Origin of the sequence: Acinetobacter sp. Ac_5812, from assembly GCF_013072695.1 — a bacterium.
GTDB lineage: Bacteria > Pseudomonadota > Gammaproteobacteria > Pseudomonadales > Moraxellaceae > Acinetobacter.
In genome coordinates, this window is the sequence record NZ_LXUK01000006.1 from 24821 (window position 1) to 41622 (window position 16802).

General features: G+C 39.8%; 17 protein-coding genes. 5 read left to right on the forward strand and 12 right to left on the reverse strand.

Annotated elements, in window-relative coordinates; translation table 11 throughout:
• The first annotated feature begins 348 nt into the window (after positions 1-348).
• The 4 genes from A7P55_RS05240 (at position 349) to A7P55_RS05255 (ending at position 4314) form a co-directional block, all read left to right on the forward strand.
• Positions 349-1527, forward strand: a complete 1179-nt coding sequence (locus tag A7P55_RS05240; protein WP_171551364.1) for a histidine kinase — start codon at positions 349-351, stop codon at positions 1525-1527.
• A 28-nt stretch (positions 1528-1555) separates the two neighbouring features.
• Positions 1556-2179, forward strand: coding sequence for a response regulator transcription factor (locus tag A7P55_RS05245; protein ID WP_171551365.1), 624 nt, complete (start codon positions 1556-1558; stop codon positions 2177-2179).
• A gap of 176 nt (positions 2180-2355) precedes the next feature.
• The gene (locus A7P55_RS05250; protein ID WP_171551366.1) at positions 2356-2934 is read left to right on the forward strand and encodes a hypothetical protein; all 579 of its coding nucleotides are present in this window, start codon (positions 2356-2358) and stop codon (positions 2932-2934) included.
• 159 nt (positions 2935-3093) lie between these two features.
• Positions 3094-4314, forward strand: coding sequence for a hypothetical protein (locus tag A7P55_RS05255; RefSeq protein WP_171551367.1), 1221 nt, complete (start codon positions 3094-3096; stop codon positions 4312-4314).
• A gap of 205 nt (positions 4315-4519) precedes the next feature.
• Here the strand turns inward: A7P55_RS05255 and tatC are convergent, their stop codons facing one another.
• From tatC to tatA, 3 genes are read right to left on the reverse strand one after another with little or no spacing between them, the layout of a single operon-like run.
• Positions 4520-5287 carry a twin-arginine translocase subunit TatC gene (tatC, locus tag A7P55_RS05260; protein WP_171551368.1) on the reverse strand — a complete coding sequence of 256 codons (768 nt, stop codon included), beginning with the start codon at positions 5285-5287 and terminating at the stop codon, positions 4520-4522.
• A complete protein-coding gene (tatB, locus tag A7P55_RS05265) occupies positions 5284-5724 on the reverse strand; it encodes a Sec-independent protein translocase protein TatB (RefSeq protein ID WP_171551369.1) in 441 nt (146 codons plus the stop codon). The genes tatC and tatB overlap by 4 nt, the downstream gene beginning before the upstream one ends.
• Before the next feature lie 12 nt (positions 5725-5736).
• The gene (gene tatA, locus A7P55_RS05270; protein WP_004678519.1) at positions 5737-5952 is read right to left on the reverse strand and encodes a Sec-independent protein translocase subunit TatA; all 216 of its coding nucleotides are present in this window, start codon (positions 5950-5952) and stop codon (positions 5737-5739) included.
• Between the two features lie 152 nt (positions 5953-6104).
• Here tatA and A7P55_RS05275 point away from each other — a divergent pair, with 152 nt between their 5' ends.
• Positions 6105-6992, forward strand: a complete 888-nt coding sequence (locus A7P55_RS05275; protein WP_171551370.1) for a permease — start codon at positions 6105-6107, stop codon at positions 6990-6992.
• 17 nt (positions 6993-7009) lie between these two features.
• Here the strand turns inward: A7P55_RS05275 and rdgB are convergent, their stop codons facing one another.
• From rdgB to A7P55_RS05320, 9 genes are all read right to left on the reverse strand, one after another.
• Positions 7010-7633: an RdgB/HAM1 family non-canonical purine NTP pyrophosphatase gene (gene rdgB / locus A7P55_RS05280; RefSeq protein ID WP_171551371.1), complete on the reverse strand. Its 624-nt coding sequence runs from the start codon at positions 7631-7633 to the stop codon at positions 7010-7012.
• A gap of 76 nt (positions 7634-7709) precedes the next feature.
• A complete protein-coding gene (locus A7P55_RS05285; RefSeq protein WP_171551372.1) occupies positions 7710-8150 on the reverse strand; it encodes a hypothetical protein in 441 nt (146 codons plus the stop codon).
• 1 nt (position 8151) lies between these two features.
• A complete protein-coding gene (locus A7P55_RS05290) occupies positions 8152-8733 on the reverse strand; it encodes a class I SAM-dependent methyltransferase (RefSeq protein WP_171551373.1) in 582 nt (193 codons plus the stop codon).
• Positions 8734-8890: 157 nt separating this feature from the next.
• Complete coding sequence (locus A7P55_RS05295) at positions 8891-9478, reverse strand: tetratricopeptide repeat protein (RefSeq protein WP_216077977.1); 588 nt, start codon at positions 9476-9478, stop codon at positions 8891-8893.
• Positions 9475-10068: a methionine biosynthesis protein MetW gene (gene metW, locus A7P55_RS05300; RefSeq protein WP_016651551.1), complete on the reverse strand. Its 594-nt coding sequence runs from the start codon at positions 10066-10068 to the stop codon at positions 9475-9477. The genes A7P55_RS05295 and metW overlap by 4 nt, the downstream gene beginning before the upstream one ends.
• Complete coding sequence (locus A7P55_RS05305) at positions 10068-11228, reverse strand: homoserine O-acetyltransferase (RefSeq protein ID WP_171551374.1); 1161 nt, start codon at positions 11226-11228, stop codon at positions 10068-10070. Before A7P55_RS05305 ends, metW begins: the two co-directional genes overlap by 1 nt.
• A 126-nt stretch (positions 11229-11354) precedes the next feature.
• A complete protein-coding gene (leuA, locus tag A7P55_RS05310) occupies positions 11355-13052 on the reverse strand; it encodes a 2-isopropylmalate synthase (protein ID WP_171551375.1) in 1698 nt (565 codons plus the stop codon).
• Between the two features lie 458 nt (positions 13053-13510).
• Entirely contained in the window at positions 13511-14194 is a 684-nt protein-coding gene (locus A7P55_RS05315; RefSeq protein ID WP_005185091.1) for a Fe2+-dependent dioxygenase, read from the reverse strand.
• 103 nt (positions 14195-14297) lie between these two features.
• Complete coding sequence (locus A7P55_RS05320; RefSeq protein ID WP_171551376.1) at positions 14298-16616, reverse strand: TonB-dependent siderophore receptor; 2319 nt, start codon at positions 16614-16616, stop codon at positions 14298-14300.
• Positions 16617-16802: the final 186 nt, after the last annotated feature.

Consider the following 16802-nt stretch of genomic DNA (forward strand, 5'->3'; position numbering starts at 1 on the left):
TGGTAAATAAATCCTGATCGATTCTATGAAGCGGAGATGACAGTTTTCTGACAGTTTGAAGGCAGTTTAAAGACAAATTTGATTTTATAACTAATTAATAAATATAGGGTTGTAATAAAAAAATCCCCGTGGATTTCGGAGATTTGTCAAGTATTTAAGTTAAGGAGATGCTTTTCTTTTTTCTGTATTTCTGCGAGAAACAAATCAAGCTGGTTAAAATCAGGACTAAAGTCATCATTTAGAGTTTGACTGAATTATTGTTGCCATTAATCAGGGTGACTTTAGTCACTTGTGGATGTGAAACGCCAAACCCTATACTGAAAAATAAGTATTGTCTAAGCTCTGACTATGAAAAAATTAGCCTCATTTTCTCTCAACCCAATATTCGGTACAGAATTTTGTGTGATGGGATGTTTATGTGGCTTTGTCGTTTTAAGTTATCCACTTTCGCAATTGTGGAAAAATGGTTGGCATTGGAGTCTTACCGATGTCATCGGTGTCATGGCAATACTTACAGTTATCGGATTGCATATTATTTTTACCATCGTCAAAGCTCGTAATTTGACGCAATGCTTAGCAGGAAAAACAACTTTAGATCAAGTGTTGGTACTGATGAGTTTGTTGTGTGTCATGGTTGCAGTTTGGTGTTTTCATAATGCAGTGCTTCCTCTACTCATGTGTATTATTGCGGCGATGGGGTTTTGGGCATTTTCATTTGTTCAGCTAGTTGCTTTATTACTGTTTGCCAACACGGTATTGATCGCTTTATACCTTCTAGCTGGAGTTGGTTGGTCTGTTGAAAATGTGGTCATACTCATTGCTGGTTATATGGTTTGTCAGGCATTTACTATACTGATGTTCCAGAATGTGGTTGATGCAACGAAAGCTCGATCAGAAATGATGCGTATTAATCGTGAACTATTGGCGACTCGACAATTGCTAAAGGAGAGTATCCGAGCAGAAGAGCGTTTGCGTCTTTCTCGGGACCTGCATGATGTTGCAGGACATAAGTTGACGGCCCTCAAGCTGCAACTGTCATTGGTATCGGCAGAAGAAGCTGCTTATCGGCAGACTTTAAAAGAATGTGGTCAACTGGCAGATGAACTGTTGCAGGATATTCGTCATGTAGTGTCGACATTACGCCAGAATGATGGGATTAATTTACATACCGCACTACGTGCATTGGATTTGGGTTTCAAGTCACCTGTCTTGCATTTTGAACTTGATTCGCAAGTTCGTATGAACGATATCAGTCAAGCCAATACCTTATTGCATTGTGCGCAAGAAGGATTAACCAATGCCTTACGTCACAGTGCTGCAAAAAATATCTGGATTAAGTTAATGACAATAGATAATGGTGTCCATTTATTCGTTGAGGACGATGGTCGTGGTATACATCAGCTTTCACAATTTGGTAATGGATTAATTGGATTAAGTGAGCGCATGGCTGAAATTGGTGGACAATTAACAGTGCAGGCGCGATATCCTGTTGGAACAATTCTTGCCGCCAAGCTATTCACCAAATAACCGTTCTATTCAATAAGGGATATCGAGCATGTTGAGGATCGCATTGGCGGAGGATCAAGCCTTAGTTCGTTCTGGACTAAAAGCCCTTTTAGAAATGATAGATGAGATTGAAGTCGTAATTGAGGCTCAAAATGGTGAAGAGCTTTTGAATGCTTTGCGATCCCAAATCGTTGAAGTGATTGTGAGTGATATATGTATGTCCCATGCCAGTGGTATAGAGGTCGTGCGGAGGCTTCGCCAGCGAGGAGATAAAACACCAGTTTTATTAATTACGACATTTGATGATCCTGATTTACTCAATGCAGCTATTGCTGCTGGTGCACAAGGCTTTATGCTAAAAGATGCTCTCCCAGAGGAATTTTACGATACCTTACAACGGCTTGTTCTGGGGCAAACTTTGCTGAAGCCAATGAGTCTGCCATCCACCATAAAACTACCTTTAGATGGTTATAAAACAGTTCAATCCTTGACTGTTCGAGAGCAGGATATTTTAAGACTTGTTGCAGGAGGATATTCCAATAAGCACATTGCCCAAATGTTAGATATTTCGGAAGGGACGGTTAAAAACTATATGACGGACATTTTACGAAAACTTGATGCACGTGATCGAACACATGCAGTTCTAAAAGCGATGAATTTTAATTTTATTTAATAAAATAATTATAGAGAGTGGGAATGAAAATGACTTATCTCACCTTATCACATGGCTTTTTTCATCTATTCACCATTCGTTTAAATTTGCAACATTCTTCAGATGAAGAAGGAGAATGTTATGCGATATCTATTGAAAGTAAAAATAATTAATAAAATCTATAACTTGATTTTATTATGAAACGTATTTTCATCCCATTTACTTTGGGTGTGTGCTTATTGGGAAGCATGGCACCATTAAGTTGGGCGATATCAACGGCTAAACCATTTCATCTGCCATGTTTATTAGTGGAACAGTCTTCGGATGCTGCTCCTGCTATAACTACTGTACTCGGTACAGCCTATCGGCAAGGCTTGTTTAGTCCTACAGATGTTATGCTGACTGTGGCGCTCAACCAACGATATCAACAGCACTATCAGATCATGGATATTCATAGAGCTATCCAAAAATCAAAAGTTAAAAAAATGGATGTGTTTTATCCAAAGTTCATAGAACTTAAAACAATTATTGAATATCTGGGTTATAGCGCGAAAGGCTATCGGCTTACAGATATTCGTAATGAAATTCAGGTAGGCGATGTCGGCTTTTTAATTGATACTCAAGCGCGCTTTGATCAAACACCTGTTATTACATTGCTATTTGCATCAACCGAAAGCAAGCGTTATCTGCTGTATGGGGATGGTTTTGTATGTCCAATGGAAAAGACTCGATTTGATCAATATTTTCATAACAAAGCTTTTTTACGGTTAGAGTAATTTCTTAATTGCAAAAGATAAAAAACTGACTTTAGTCACCCAGATAATATGACCTTCTTCATCTATTGAGTACTGCTGAGCTCATGCAAATTGAGCATGATATTTACTGTTTTTATGAGGTCATTCTTCACAAAAGCAGGACTGCAATGGAGTGAAGTTATGAGAAATTTTGGGAATAACAGACATTGGTCTTTACTCATTTTTGGGATTGTAAGTTTGGCTATATGCTCTTCGATTCATGCCGCTTCTGGTTTGCAGATATTAAGTGATAAAGAGCTATCTGATACGGATGCACAATCGTTATTTGGGTTCAGTTATACCTCACCGACAGATGCAGGAAATCCAAATCCTAATATTGGATTTTACCGTTTAGGGATGACCGCCGATTTAGAACTAAATGCCAATATTAAAAAATTTCAATTGGGCTGTGGTGGTGTAAATGGGGCTAATGGGTGTGATATTGATATTGATCATGTACGTTTCACTGGTATGGTGAATAATAGTACTGTTGATGGTGGACCTAGCTCAGACTTCTTATTTCGTAATCCATTTATATCTTTTGCGATTAAAAATCCAGATAGTCCAGCCACTCGGCAAGTTGTAGGCATGCAAATTGGTTTTGACGAGGCGTTCGGGAAATTTACGGCTGGTGAGCCTGATAATTATAATTCGCAAGATTTGAGTTTCACATATAATAATGACCCAGATAAACATACCGGAATTAATTCACTCAGTGGTGATATTGGGCTTTCACTGATTAACTCCCAGATTCCGGCAATGACCTGTGCCACAGGTGCGAATGCATCAAGAACAGGCTGTAACCTGGGCATTCCAGGGATTCCTATTGGGAATATTTCAATTGATGTTGATGCACCTAATATGGGAGATAATAGATATAACCTTGCTTTGGGAAGAGCTAATACTGCTTATTTACAAGATGTCAAAGCACGTTACCCAGCGGAGCTGCCAATTGCGACGATTCATGTAAATTGGTTGGAAAACTTAAAATTTGTCCATGAAATAATTTTTGGTCAAGATATCAATGGAAATGGACAATATGTAGAAGGAGCTGGGGCTAAAGATTTTGTTTTGATTAGCCTATCGTCATTAGGTGATAACGTAGTCAACAATAATCAATTCTCTAATCCGAATAATTTGAAATGGCAACGTGCCAGTAATCCTTCCGAGTGGTATAGCGCACCACGAGGATTCTCTCTATCTGCACCAGGGGTTAGTTTAGGAAATACGACCACCAATACAGTTTATATCGGTGCAGAGGAATTGCCAGCAGCTTTACTTGGTGCTCCAGTCAATGTGGGTAATCTTGATGCTGGATTGCGACCAGTGGATAACTGCTATGGTAATTTAACTTTCTGTTAAGTAATCGTTTTGGTTTGAATTTTTAGTATTTAGAGTGGACATTGTAATTAGACGGCAACCATTTTTTCAACGTTGATCTTAATGGGTACTTTCAATATCAACGAATGTAATACTCAAAAAAAAGAACACTGGTATTTTTTGATATTATGAAAATATACCAGTGTTCTTTTATGTACTTAAAACTCAAAAAGTACACTTTAACTTGTTAAGTGACACTATTATTTCTTTTTTCCAGTATTTTTCCAAATAGCAGACCGAGCTCAAATAACATCCACATCGGCACTGCCAGCATGATCATCGATAGGGCATCGGGTGGCGTGACAAACATCGCGACAAAGAAACACCCGACTACGATGAAGCGACGCTTTTCGATCAGTGTTTGGGTGCTGACCACGCCAATTAAAATCAGAACTAAAGTAATAATTGGGATTTCAAAGGTAAAACCGAACACCAAGAATAATTTTAGACAGAAGCTTAGATAGCTGTTGATGTCTGTCATTGGTGCAACTGTTTCTGGGGAAACACTAATAAAGAAATGTAAAATCGCAGGTAATGTAATGAAATAAGCAAATGCCACACCTAAATAGAACAGCACAATACTGCCTAATAAGAGGGGAATGGCCAAATGACGTTCTTTTTCATACAGTGCTGGTTTGATGAATGACCAGATCTGATAAATGATATAGGGCATTGCCAGCATAAATGCGACAAATAAATTCAGCTTAAACGGTGCCATAAATGTTGCAGTGACATCGGTTGCAATCATGGTGGAGGTTGCAGGTAGCTGTTGTCTTAATGGCTCAGACAGCCATTGATAGGTAGTATTTCTAAAAGGCAATAAGCAGAAGAAAAGAAAAATCGTTACCCCAACAATCTTAAATAGATATTGGCGCAGCACAATCAAATGCTGCATCACCGGCATTTGTTGTAAGGATTCCTCAGGAGTGACTGAAGTCGATGGTAATTGGCTCATACGGCAATCTTTAATTCTGTATCAAACGGTTGAGTTGGTCGCTTCGACTCGAGTTTGAAAGGTAACTGCTTTTGATATTCAAGGCTGAAAGGGATGATCGCTTGCTGAGAAAAAAGCGTATAGATGATTGGGGCTTTCGTCTCAGTTTTTACCTCTTCAACTTTAGAAGGCGTTTGTGTATTTTTAAGCGCGTCTAACTGTTGTTGCATTCTGCGTTCAAGTTCAGTGATTTTATCAATTTCTTTTTGCATTTCTTCGCGGAACTCAGAAAGGCGTAATTCTCGATCAATTTCGTTCTGAATGTTGTTGATAAACTTTTTAATTTTTCCATACCATTTCGCTACGAATCGTGCAGCTTCTGGCAATTTATCAGGACCGAGCACCAGCAATGCAATCACGGCAAAGCAAAAGATTTCGGTCATTCCCAAATTCAGCATAATCGTGCTCGCTTAGCTTTTTACTGAGCTTTCAGTATTTTTTACTTGAGCATCAATGGTGCGAGGTTCATTTAAAGGTGTAGCAGCTTCTTCTTCTTTCATTGATTTTTTGAAGTCTTTGACTGCACCGCCAACATCTTTACCGAGGTTTTTTAGCTTCGATGTACCAAACAGTAGAATCACCACAATTGCAAAAATCAGTACATGCCAAATTGATAAACCAGCCATCATTCTATTCCTATAAAACTTTGGATATATCTCAACAGCTTGGCATGACAAAGATGTGACACTTATATTGCAGTTTTAAGACAGTGCATTTACCCAACGGTAAATAGTGCTAGCATAAGCAGCATATCAAGACATGATAAAAACAGATCGACATGACCTTTATTCTCCCCATCAGTGCCTTTATTTTCGGGCTGTTGCTTGCTCAATTCAAAGTCGCGGAACAGGCAAAGAAAATCTTATCTTCTTTATTGGCACGCTTATTTATTCCTGTGGTGATCATCTACAACATGGTGTTTTATCAGGCGGGTAGCTTTGTACTGATGGGATTTAGTTTCATTACATCGATTCTTCTATTTTATGGTTTTTTCCACTTCTCAAAGGATCGTTTACAAGCGCTCTGTGTGAGTTATAGCAATATTGGCTGGCTGGGTTTTCCATTTGCCATCGCCTTATTTGGGGAGCAGGTCAGTGGTGCCATGATCGCACTGTATATTGGGGGTTCACTGTTTGGCAATATTTGGGCAGTTGCTGCGGTTTCAGAAGGGCCGACGAATTACCTTGCAACACTGCATAAAGTTCTTAAGTCACCGCCAGCCTTGGCCTTATTTGCAGCCTTGATGTTATGGCTCTTGGGGGCTCATCATTGGCAGGGCAATTTTGTTCTAGAGGGGTTGTATGATATTGCCAAATTGGGGATGAGCTTTGCGGGCATGTGTATTTTGGGAATGTGGCTGAGACATACCCGCGTAGATATGGCTGATTTGTGGCTGAGTACGCGAACCTTAATGTTCAAGCTCTTATGTGGTGTGGCGATCTGTACATCGACCTATTATTTTATTGCGATTCCGCAGATTGAATCATTGCTCCCTGTACTGTTTTTCTTATTTTGTTTACCGCCTGCCGCCAATATTGTTGCTTTGGAAACCCATTATCAAGGTACGGGCATTTCGGCTCGTTATATTGCTGCAGGAACCATCGTGAGCTGTGTGGTGATAGTGATCTATGGTCTATTGCTGCATATAAAAAATGCCCTCATCTAGGAGGGCACTTTAGGGTTTTAAACCAAACTGGCTTTAAATAGCTGCATCGCTTGACCGCGATGGCTGATCTTATTTTTATCAGCTTTGCTCAGTTCAGCACTGGAAATATTGAGTTCTGGTAACCAGAATAAAGGGTCATAACCGAAACCGTTTTCACCACGTGCTGCTGCTAAAATCTCACCTTTCCAGATACCTTGGAAAATTTGTGGCAGTGGATCTTCTGCATGCGTGACCAGTGCCAATACGCAGACAAACATCCCTTCAATCGCTTCACCGTCTTTACGCAAAGGCGCAAGATCGGCCAACAGTTTTTGGTTGTTGGCAGCATCATTACCATGCTCACCTGCATAGCGTGCCGAGTAAATCCCAGGTGCACCGCCTAAAATGGGTACACACAGTCCAGAGTCATCTGCGAGAGCAGGTTTACCTGAAAGCTTAGAGGCATGGCGTGCTTTGATAATGGCATTTTCAACAAAGCTGAGACCGTCTTCAATCGCATCTTCAATATCGAGTTTACCTTGAGGAATAATCTCGACAGGAAGATCAAGTTGTTGAAACAGATGTTCAAATTCGACTACTTTGCCTTTGTTATTACTTGCAAGGACAAGACTGCCTTGGTTGAGCCATGGTTGGGTAGACATGCTGAAAATCTCAATATTTTAAATAAAATGAATTGTACTCGATTTGGTGGTCTAAATCGGTTGTATGTCTTTATGATTAAACGCCAATAATAGTGAAACCATCAACATCTTGTTCTAATCGATTGGTTAAGAAGCGTATAAGATCATCCATCATTTTGATCACATCTGTTTTGTATCTCGGATATTTTTTCTTAAAAAGTTTAGTTTCTTGTTTAAATAAAAGATGAACATTATCGTTATAGCGTAAATATTTTTTAGCTTCTAAGTAAATTTTATAGGTATTAAGTTTTGCAATAATTTGTGCTATTTCTTCTGCATCAAGATACGTATTTCCCCAATGTGACCAAGGGTTTTTACTCCCTAAAAATAAGTGCTCGACTAAAGAAAATGCGATTTCATCAATGACAATTGAATGATCACAATTTGGATTTCGTTGCAAATCATAAGGAATGATTTGCATGTTAAGACCTGTATAAATTCCATCTGAATAGGGCGTAACTGTAAAAGAAAATTTCATGCTAAATTTTTTTCAAGATCAGTGTATGGAAATTCCAGAATTTCATTTTTCCGTAAGCATTTGGATGTTCTGTTCTAGTTTCTTGATTCAATAAAATTTCATAATCTTCAATGAACAGTTGTTCAATTTGCTGGCGATTAAATCCTTGCATGGTCTGAGACTGTTTCAATAACCAAGGGTCATCTTGACCTAAAAGTTGTATTAGTAAAATGCCGCCTTGAGGCAAGGCATGTTTCATCTTTGCGAGTACATGATCAATTTGGCTAGGGGCACAAAAGAACAGACTGAATAGGGCAACGATAATACTGGCTGACGGATATGAATAGTCTTCAAAGATATGATTTGAGAAAAAGAATTTAGGATGATTTTTAAATCGATGCTGACACGCCTGTTGTGCTGCTTTAGAAGGGTCAAAAGCGTAAACAAGATAATCATGCTGGAGTAAGAAGGCGGCTTCATTACCTGCACCACATCCACAATCAATAGCAACACGAGGAAGGGTAGAATCAACATACGGGAGTGCATATTCCAAGATCGGACGATGAGGCTGATCTTGAGTGAGTTCAGCAAATATCTGAAACATGAGCGCTAAAAAATGAAGAATCTAATATAAATAACAGTTTAAGTTCTTCTTGTAAAAGTGAAAATTGGACTATATTTAAATCAATTTAGAGTAAAAGCAATAAAAAACCGACTCTTACAAGTCGGTTTTTAAAATCACTCAATAGATCTAAGCAAGATTATTGGGCTTGAATCCATTTATCAGCACGGTCACGTGCAGTACGAATCTGGTCTTGAGTCAAGTTTGCAGCCAACGCGGTTTTCTTACCTTCAGAAAGACTGATCACTTTGGTGTCCAACATGCCATCGCGGGTTGAAAGCTCATACCACTGATAAGCACCAACAAAGTTTTTCTTCTGCTCTTCCATCATTGCGAGATTAAAGCTGGCACGGTTGTCGCCATTGCTTGCTGCTTTCTCGAAATATTTACGTGCTAAAGCATCGTCTTTCTTTACACCAATACCATCGGCATACATACGGCCAACATTCAATTGTGCCGCAGATAAACCTTGATCTGCTGCTGCCTTGAATAAAGTGAAAGCTTGTTTTTCATCTTTAGCCACTTCTTTACCAAACTGGTAACGGGTTGCTAAATAAAACTGTGCCCCAGCTTGACCAGATTTTGCCGCGCTTTGCAATTCATTGATACCCATCACTGAATAACGTGCTGCCTGTGTTGCAACCGATTGTGGTTGAGCAACATAGTCAGCATGCGCTTGTATACTGATCAGACCAAATAAAAATGTGCTGATTAATGTCTTTTTCATAGAGCGCTCACTCGATAAATTGCGACTTCACCAAATAGGTTCGGCATATGCTTACTGAGCATACTACCTTGTTGGTCACCATTAACGGCAAGTCGATTAATAATTTTAATCCGATTCTCAGCACATAAGGCTTCAAAGTCACGGAAAGTACATAAATGAATATTCGGGGTGTTATACCACATATAGGGTAAAGCTTCCGAAACAGGCATTTTCCCTTTCAAGGCAAGAAAAGAACGTGTCTTCCAATGCGCAAAGTTTGGAAAAGTAATAATGGCCTGTTTGCCGACACGCACCATATCACGAAGTAATACATCGGGTGCATCTACAGCTTGCAAAGCTTGTGCCATGACCACAGAGTCAAAAGACTGGTCGGCAAAACGGCTTAAACCTAGGTTTAAGTCCTGTTGGATAATATTTAACCCCCGACTGATGGCAATTGCAATCTTTTCTTGATCAATTTCTAGCCCATAGGCACGAATATTGTGTTGTTTGCTCATATGAGCCAGCAATTCACCATCACCACACCCTAAGTCTAACACGCTAGAGTTTGGGTTAATCCATTTTTCGGCGAGTCGTTGATCTATACGCATTAGTGCTGCTCCTGCGATGTCGATTGCAACTGTTGTTCTCCACCTAAAAATGCGCGTAGCGTTTTTACATACAGTGGAATAGGGAATAAGAACGAGTCATGGCCTTGTTCAGCATCAATGTCTAAGTAGCTGACAGGCTTATGATTATCAATCAAAGCATCCACCAGTTCCTGAGAACGACTTGGGCTAAAACGCCAGTCTGTGGTAAATGAGATCACCAAAAATTGGCACTTCGGTTGACTCATGGCCTTCGTCAAAGAATGTTCATATTCACGCGAAGGGTCAAAATAATCCAAGGCCTTGGTCATAATCAAGTAAGTATTTGCATCGAAATTGCGGCTAAATTGTTCGCCTTGGTAACGCAAATAGCTTTCCACTTGGAATTCGACATCAAAACCATACATAAATTTGCCTGATTTTAAATCACGACCAAATTTCTGTTTCATGGCTTCTTCAGACAAGTAGGTGATATGACCGACCATACGTGCCAAAATTAAGCCGCGTTTGGGATAACTGTCATTTTCCAGATAGCGACCATGATGGAAATCAGGATCAGATAGAATCGATTGGCGCGCAACTTCGTTGAAGGCAATATTTTGGGCTGATAATTTGGGCGCACTGGCGATAATGGCACATTTTTTTAAGCGGTCAGGATAATCCAGTGACCATTGCAGGGCTTGCATGCCGCCCAGTGAGCCACCAATCACAGAATACCAAACTTTAACGCCTAAACGGTCTGACAACATCGCTTGAGTTTTGACCCAGTCACGCACCGTGACCAATGGGAAGTCAGGACCATAGGGGCGATTTTCATTTTCTGGATTTGGTGAAGTCGGGCCAGTTGAACCACTGCATCCACCGATATTATTTAAGGAAACAACAAAGAAGTGATTGGTATCAATGGCTTTTCCAGGACCAATACAGCTGTCCCACCAGCCAGCTTTTTTGTCATCTTCATGATGATAGCCTGCCGCATGGTGATGCCCTGACAATGCATGGCAAATCAGAATGGCATTGGATTGGTCTGCATTGAGGGTTCCATAGGTTTCAACCATTAAATCGAAACGCGGCAATACACGGCCACATTCAAGTTCTAAAGGTTGTTCAAACTGAAACTTTTGTGGTGTGACTACGCCCACTGAATCCGATGGAAAAGACACTGGAATGATTCGCCCTATAATAAATCATTAATAATAAAAGGATACCAATTCAGGTATCCTTTCAAAAGTCATTTTTTCTGATATTACAACTCAGCTTTACTGACGATTATGTGATATTTCACTTATCTAAACGGCTGCAGCAGCCACTTGATCGGTGGTCAATACCCCTTGTTCAATCAAACGGTTGGTACAGGCAATAATGGCTTCGATTGATGAAGTTACAATGTTGTCATGTACACCTGCACCAAATGCGCTCTTACCTGTGCCTTTCACTTGAAGCTCAATCAATGCAAGTGCTTTGGCATTGGCACCTGAACTGATACTGCGCTCTTCATAGTTCACTACATCAATTGGTAACTGTAAGGCATTCAACATGGCTGAGATCGGGCCATTGCCTTCTCCGCGGAGACGCTGAATTTCACCGTCAATTTCAACGTCTAATTCAATGATTTGTGTACCATTGATATCCGACAATTGATAATGCTTGGTTTGATAATGGCTGTTCTTCACATCCACATAAGTATTTTCAAATAAGGTCCAGATTTCATGCGCACTGATTTCTGTACCATTTTCATCGGTATGCTGCTGTACGATCTGACTGAATTCGATTTGAACACGACGCGGTAAGGCAACGTTGTAATTCGATTCCAATAAGTAGGCGATACCACCTTTACCTGATTGGCTGTTGACACGAATTACTGCATCGTAGTCACGGCCTAAGTCTTTCGGATCGATTGGTAAATATGGCATATCCCAGATTTCTTCATTTTTCTGGAATTCGAAGCCTTTTTTAATCGCATCTTGGTGTGAACCAGAGAACGCGGTAAAGACTAAATCACCTGCATATGGATGACGAGGGTGAACCGGTAAACCTGTACACTCTTCAACTGTTGCAATGATTTCATTGATATTTGAGAAGTCCAAGTTTGGTGCAACACCTTGGGTGTACATGTTCAAGGCAATCGCAGCAACGTCCACATTACCCGTACGTTCACCATTACCAAATACACAACCTTCTACACGGTCAGCACCCGCCATAATCGCCAATTCAGATGCTGCAATACCACAACCACGGTCATTATGACAATGCACAGAGATAATCACGCCATCACGACGCGCCAAGTTACGGTGCATCCATTCGATTTGATCGGCATAGACATTCGGCGTAGATACTTCCACAGTTGCAGGCAAGTTCAAGATGACTTTATTGGTCGGTGACGCTTCCCAGATTTCAGTGACCGCATCACAGACATCTTTGGCCACTTCTAATTCAGTTGCAGAGAAACATTCTGGGCTGTACTGGAAAATCCAATCTGTTGCAGGGTATTGCGCTGCATATTCTTTGACTTTGCTTGCCGCATTCATGGCAAGTTGTTTTGAGCCATTGGCATCGACATTCAAGACTTTCTGGCGGAAGGTTGGAGAGTTTGAATTATAGATATGCACAATGGCACGCTTTGCATCAACCAACGCTTCAAAGGTACGTTCAATCAAATGATCACGTGCTTGCACCAAAACTTCGATATAGACATCGTCAGGAATCAAATTTTCTTCAATCAATTTACGAGTAAAATCGAAGTCAATTTGAGAGGCTGATGGAAAGCCGATTTCGATGTGCTTAAAGCCGATTTTAACCAACATGTGGAACATTTTTAATTTTTGATCCATATCCATCGGTTCAAAAATCGCTTGGTTGCCATCACGAAGGTCAGTACTCATCCAAATCGGTGCTTGATTGATTTCATTATTCGGCCATTGACGATCTGGTAAATCCACTCGCTGGTACATACGACGGTATTTTTTGCTTGGGTCAGCCAACATCATGAGATAACTCCTTGTCGTAGCATGGTTGCTGAGTCAAATAAAAGGCAACGTGCTACAGATATATATGGTGTCTATAAGAATTAATTTAAAGCGAATTCGGGGATCGAGCGCCTAAAAATGTAGGCGAAAAAATTTATACGCGCGCAAGGCGCAGCATCAGGAGAAGTGCAGCAAGATGTGTTGTATGAGACGGGTGGGTAAAGCCGCGATTTGTTTTCATCATCTACCATTCATATGGGGTATTTAATTTTGCAGTTATATTAATCATCTAACGATACTCAGTCTAGGCGAAAATACAGACGACTGCAAAGGTCTATAAAACATTTTAATTTGAATGAGTGGAAAATATTTCCCTGTTTTTTGCACTATTTAAATTTTAATGGGGAAAATTTCCCGTATTTTTATCAATTAGAGATAAAAAAGTTAATTTTATCTCTAAGCTTTGAAAAGTGTACGAATTATAGCTCAGCCCACTTTCGCATGAGGTTGTGATAAAGATTGGTCATTTTAATCACTTCTTGATGAGTATCACCAAGCTGCATACGTAGATTTTGAATGGTTTGATCCAGTGTAAATAACATATTACGTTCTGCATCATCACGGATCATGCTTTGTACCCAAAAGAATGAAGCCGTTCGGCACCCACTGCTGATTGCAGTGACTTCATGCAGACTAGATGAAGGGTAGAGCACCATATCACCCGCGGGTAATTTGGCTTCGTGATAACCATAGGTATCTTCAATGACCAATTCCCCGCCTTCATATTCATCAGGTTCTGATAAAAACAAAGTGCAAGATAAATCAGTACGTAAGCGTTCTTTAGTGCCACGAATTCGACGAATTGAATTATCAACATGGAATCCAAAAGATTCCTGATTTTCATAACGATTGAAAAGTGGGGGGATAATATCCAACGGTAAAGCGGCTGAGAGAAACAGGGGATGTTTGCCCAGTTCTTCTAAAATGATGTTGCTGAGATGGTGGGTTAAAGGGTGGTCTTCAGGCAGTTGCTGATTATTTTTCACGGTAGCAGACAGAGTACCTGCCGTAACTTTTCCATTGGCCCATTCGATTTTATCCATTTCTTCACGAAAGTACTGAACTTGTTCTTTGCTTAATACATTAGGAATATGGTGGATCACGGTAACTACCTTTGTGAAAACAATGAATGATAAAAAATAGCCTCATTATGAGGCTATTTTTGCAATAAAATCCATAATTAAATTATGGATTTTGTTGATAGGATTAGTACTTAAAGTTTACAGATAATACTGCACTGCGGCCTTCAGCTTCGGTCGCGTAGTGAGATGAATAAGCCTTTGTAAAGTAACGTTTATCAGATAAATTGTTGACATTTAATTGTAAATCAACATTTTTATTTACGTTATAACGAGCCATTGCATCATAGCGTACATAACCTGGAACCCATTTGGTATTAGTTGCATTGCCATAGACTTTATCCATTGCAATCGCGCCAGCACCAAGAGTTAACACTGGTAAAACTTGGTAAGTGGTCCAAAGCGTAGCGCTATTTTTCGCAACGTTTTGAACTTGATTACCATTACTTGGATTTGCTTGGTAGATTGGAGCAGTCGTTGTCCCAACATTTGTATAGCCACCATCAACAAGTTCGCTATCAAGATATGTATAACCAGCAGCAATAGCCCATTTGTCAGTGATATTACCATTTACGCCAAGTTCGATACCATCAACACGTGTTTCACCAATATTTTTCGTTGTTCCATCTTCAGAAGTAGCGCGTGTATTGGTTTTTTCAGTACGGAAAATAGCAGCGGTTAAATTGAGTTTGTTATTCAGTACATCCCATTTTGTACCTAACTCATATGTTTTAACTTCTTCTGGTTTTAGGTTTTCGATAGCAGCCGTGATTCCTTCAGAACCATCACCACCATCAACTCCAACAGGGTTCGCTGAAGTTGCGTAGCTAATATAAACACTTCCATTCTCAACTGGTTTGAAGGTTAAACCAGCTTGGTAGTTAAAGAAGTTTTTATTATTTTCAATCGCAACTTGATCACCAGCTTTAGCAGTTGGTTTTGCAGCAATTACACTGCTATTTCGCGCACCATAAGTCATGGTTTGTTTTGTATCAAATTTATCCCAACGAACGCCTAAATCTAAGAGCCACTGTGGGTTTAGTTCAATATTATCTAAGATATAAACAGACTGGTTTTTGCTACGGATATTATAGCGATCAGCACCATTTGTACTTAGAGAACCTGTCCATGCAGCGTCACCTGGGTTAAGTACAGATGTACACCATCCAGATGCTAGTGTAGCAGGGGTGCAGGCACTATTCGCACTTCCTGTGCTATCTAAACCATTAATAATATATTGTGTACGATTCGTTTTCTGATCGCTGTACTCTACACCAGTATTAAAGCGGTGCTTTACAGTGCCCGTATTAAACTTACCTGCTAAAGCGAGTTGATCAGTAAAACCATCTGTATCAGCTACACGAGAGTTTGCACGTCTCCAAATTGAACCATCAACGGCGCCTGTTGTCTTATTGATGAAATTACCTTTAGAGTCGTCTGGGTTCGTCCACAAATAATCATTTTTAGAATTTGTATAAACAGCTGTATTACTTAAAGTTAAGTTTTCTGTTAAGTCATGTTCTAGCTTAAAAGTACCAGCTTGATTTTCTTGTTTTTGGAAATCACGATCTTTCCAACCATAGTAAGAGCCTTGTTTTACATCAATAGGTTTACCATTTCCATTTAATTTTGCATTTGCATTTGTTGCAGCAAAAGGATTGTTATATGGGATACCTGAATCTGGTTCATCGTTAGTTTTTAAGTAGTAGTAACTTAAGGTGCCACGAGTTGCTGTATCTAGACCAAAGGTAATGCTTGGTGCGATACCTGCACGCTTATATTCAGCACCATCATGTTGCCCAGCTTTTTCATTTTGGTGCCCCATGACTACTACACGGCCTGCAATGCCATTACCAAAATCTTTATTCCCGTCTAAAGTAATACGGGCATAGTTGTCTGTACCGCCAGAAATCGAACCTTCTAAAGCGTCACCTTTTTTAGCAACTTTAGAAATCATGTTGATACTACCACCAGACGTACCTGCACCACCTAGGGCAGAGGCAGAACCTTTAGTTACTTCAACTTGTTCAACCGCAAACATTTCACGGTTTTGAGAGGTTGAATTACGAATACCATCTACATACATTGAACTTTCAGAGTTATAGCCGCGAATAAATGGGCGGTCACCATTTGGGTTACCACCTTCGCCAGCACCCAATGTAATGCCAGGCACAGTACGAAGTGCGTCACTTAAAGTTGTAACTTGAGTATCTTCAATCAGTTGTTTTGAAATTACAGAAACAGATTTTGGTGTATCCAAAAGTGGGGCAACAAACTTAGTATTTGCAGATTTATCTACTTTAAGACTTTGTTCTTTTTCTGCTTGAGCATGAATCGTTGGTAGTTGAACTGCCTGATCTTGTGCAATCGCTGGTACTGCAATGACTGAGAGTGATGATGCAATTGCAGAAGAAACGAGCTTCTTCCGTGATTTAATAAAAGACATTGGGCACGCCTAAGAGTGTAAAAATTTATGCAAAGAATAATCATTGTCATTTCTATATGCATTTGTTTTGGATTGGTTTTTCCAATTGTATCTAATTGTTGCAGTGGAAACTTAAATAATTTTTCATCCTTAATTGTTCAGTAATGTTGTTAATTTGTTGATTTTTTTAATTAATCTATAAAAACG

Excerpts from the sequence above, each read along its gene's own strand:
- A7P55_RS05240 (WP_171551364.1), top strand. The coding sequence starts at position 349 with ATGAAAAAATTAGCCTCATTTTCTCTCAACCCAATATTCGGTACAGAA.
- leuA (WP_171551375.1), bottom strand. The coding sequence starts at position 13,052 with ATGATGTTGGCTGACCCAAGCAAAAAATACCGTCGTATGTACCAGCGA.
- A7P55_RS05295 (WP_216077977.1), bottom strand. The coding sequence starts at position 9,478 with ATGAAAAAGACATTAATCAGCACATTTTTATTTGGTCTGATCAGTATA.
- tatC (WP_171551368.1), bottom strand. The coding sequence starts at position 5,287 with ATGAGCCAATTACCATCGACTTCAGTCACTCCTGAGGAATCCTTACAA.
- rdgB (WP_171551371.1), bottom strand. The coding sequence starts at position 7,633 with ATGTCTACCCAACCATGGCTCAACCAAGGCAGTCTTGTCCTTGCAAGT.
- A7P55_RS05285 (WP_171551372.1), bottom strand. The coding sequence starts at position 8,150 with ATGAAATTTTCTTTTACAGTTACGCCCTATTCAGATGGAATTTATACA.
- A7P55_RS05290 (WP_171551373.1), bottom strand. The coding sequence starts at position 8,733 with ATGTTTCAGATATTTGCTGAACTCACTCAAGATCAGCCTCATCGTCCG.
- metW (WP_016651551.1), bottom strand. The coding sequence starts at position 10,068 with ATGCGTATAGATCAACGACTCGCCGAAAAATGGATTAACCCAAACTCT.
- A7P55_RS05245 (WP_171551365.1), top strand. The coding sequence starts at position 1,556 with ATGTTGAGGATCGCATTGGCGGAGGATCAAGCCTTAGTTCGTTCTGGA.
- A7P55_RS05320 (WP_171551376.1), bottom strand. The coding sequence starts at position 16,616 with ATGTCTTTTATTAAATCACGGAAGAAGCTCGTTTCTTCTGCAATTGCA.
- A7P55_RS05255 (WP_171551367.1), top strand. The coding sequence starts at position 3,094 with ATGAGAAATTTTGGGAATAACAGACATTGGTCTTTACTCATTTTTGGG.
- tatB (WP_171551369.1), bottom strand. The coding sequence starts at position 5,724 with ATGCTGAATTTGGGAATGACCGAAATCTTTTGCTTTGCCGTGATTGCA.
- A7P55_RS05275 (WP_171551370.1), top strand. The coding sequence starts at position 6,105 with ATGACCTTTATTCTCCCCATCAGTGCCTTTATTTTCGGGCTGTTGCTT.
- tatA (WP_004678519.1), bottom strand. The coding sequence starts at position 5,952 with ATGGCTGGTTTATCAATTTGGCATGTACTGATTTTTGCAATTGTGGTG.
- A7P55_RS05250 (WP_171551366.1), top strand. The coding sequence starts at position 2,356 with ATGAAACGTATTTTCATCCCATTTACTTTGGGTGTGTGCTTATTGGGA.